This is a genomic window from Micromonospora sp. NPDC049799 (assembly GCF_040656655.1).
In the GTDB taxonomy this organism is placed as follows: domain Bacteria; phylum Actinomycetota; class Actinomycetes; order Mycobacteriales; family Micromonosporaceae; genus Micromonospora.
This window is the reverse complement of the sequence record NZ_JBFAMU010000700.1, coordinates 1-2,096: the sequence shown is the minus strand read 5'-3', so window position 1 is coordinate 2,096 and position 2,096 is coordinate 1. Positions and strand designations below refer to the sequence as shown.

The following is a 2,096-nucleotide window of genomic DNA, read 5'->3' as shown; positions in this document are numbered from 1 at the left end:
CGGCCGACGACGCGCTGCGCCGGCGCATCCTGCGGGGCGGCGCGGAGCTGGCCGACCAGGTGGACCGGCGACCGCCGTCGACCGGGCCGGCCGACCCGTTCGCCCTCACCGCCGACTTCGCGGACCTCCTGGGCCAGGGTGGCGACCACTGACGCCCGACCCGTCACGACCGCCCTCGTTCACGGAAACAGTGGCCTCCCCGTCCCGGGAGGCCACTGTTTCCATGTTCGAGCGGCATCGCCCTGGCGCGGGCGCGGGCGCGGGTGCGGCGTCAGGCTTCGTGGCCGTGCGGGCGGGCGACCAGCACCGGGCAGCGGGCGTGCTGGACGAGCGCCTGGCTGACCGAGCCCAGCAGCAATCCCGTGAACCCACCGCGGCCCCGGGAGCCCACCACGACCAGTGCGGCGTCCCCGCTCGCCTCGACCAGTGCCTGCTCCGGCCGGGCCGACCGCAGCACCCGCTCCTCGACGACGAGGTCGGGATGGGCGGCCCGCAGCGCTGCGGCGGCAGCGTCCAGCAGGACGTCCCCGCCCGCCCCCGCTTTCGGCCCGCCCTCCGGCCCGCTCGCGTCCGGGTCCCGTACGTGCGCCAGAACCAGGGTGGCGGCACGTCGGGCGGCCTCGTCGGCGGCGTACCCGACGGCCAGGTCCGCGGACTCCGAGCCGTCCACCCCGACCAGCACCGGACCGTCAAGCGGAACCGGCTCCTCCGTGGGGCGCACCACCAGCACCGGGCAGTGCGCGTGCGCGCTGACCTGCGTACCGACCGAGCCGAGCAGCAGGCCCGCGAACCCGCCCAGGCCCCGGCTGCCGACCACGACGAGGTCCGCCCGACGGGACTCCTCCACGAGCGTCGCGCCCGGCCCGCCGGCCACCTGCCGTACCTCCAGCTCCAGGCCGGGCCACCGCCCGGCCAGCTCCGTCGCGGTCCGGGTCAGCATCTCCTGTGCCGACTCCGAGGGAGCCGGAATCCCCACGTCGTACGGGTTGAGGGGCACGCCGTAGCCGAGCGGGTGCAGGTAGCCGTGCACCAGGTGCAGGGGCGCCGAGCGCTGCACGGCGGCCCGCGCGGCGTGCTCGGCCGCCACCAGGCTCGACGGTGATCCGTCCAGTCCCACCACGACGGGTCGGTTCATCAACAATCCTTCCGGGTCGATCAGGTCATTGTCTGTGCGGTCACGCCGACCCACCGGCTTTTACCCGACACCACCGCCCGGAACACCGGACGGACACGCCGTCGCGCCGGCCGGGGGAGCGGCCGGCGCGACGGTGGACCTGGCCGGGTCAGGACCGTTCGGTCCGCCGGTGATGGCGCACGATGGCCAGCGGGCAGTGCGCGTGGTGCAGCACCGCGTGGCTGACCGAGCCGAGCAGCAGCCCGCCCAGCGCGCCCACACCGGACGCGCCGACGACCACCAGCTGTGCCTTCTCCGACTCCTCGACCAGCACCCGGGCGGGGGTGCCGCGCACCAGCCGGTGCCGCACGGGCACGTCCGGGTAGCGCTCGGTGAAGCCGGTGACCGACTCGGCCAGCGCCCGCTCCTCCTGCTCGCCGAAATCGTTCAGGTCGTAGACCAGGGGCAGGATGTCGCCGGGACCCACCGGCGTCGGGTAGAGCCAGGCGTGCACCGCGACCAGCGGGGCACCCCGGTGAGCCGCCTCCTCGAAGGCGAACGCGACGGCCTCGGTGGACAGCTCGGAGCCGTCGACGCCGACCACCACCGGCCCGTCGGCACGCGCCTCGCCGCGTACCACCAGCACCGGGCACGCCGCGTGGGCGGAGACCCGCAGGGTCACCGAGCCGATCAGCAGGCCGGCGAAGCCACCCAGGCCACGGCTGCCGAGCACCACCAGCGCGGCTTCCCGGGACTCCGTGACCAGCACCGGGGTCGCGGCGCCGTCGACGACCGCGCCGGTGACCGCCACCTCCGGGGAGACCTTGGTCGCCTCGGCGACCGCCTCGGCGACGTACCGCTCGGCCTGGTTGCGCAGGCCGGCGTCGGCCGGCGCGCCGGGCCCCGGGCTCCGCCGCGCGCCCGGGAGGGGGCCGATGAAAGCGTGGCCCACCCGCCGCGCGCGCAGCCGGGTGGGCCCCGC

The 2,096-nt window shown here is 76.3% G+C and carries 2 protein-coding genes; both read right to left on the bottom strand.

Annotated elements, in window-relative coordinates; all coding sequences use genetic code 11:
* Nucleotides 1-271: 271 nt before the first annotated feature.
* Complete coding sequence (locus AB0I76_RS28465) at nucleotides 272-1,141, bottom strand: universal stress protein (protein WP_357041790.1); 870 nt, start codon at nucleotides 1,139-1,141, stop codon at nucleotides 272-274.
* Nucleotides 1,142-1,283: 142 nt separating this feature from the next.
* Nucleotides 1,284-2,096, bottom strand: an 813-nt coding sequence (locus AB0I76_RS28460) for a universal stress protein (protein WP_357041787.1), incomplete at its 5' end; no start/stop codon positions are given.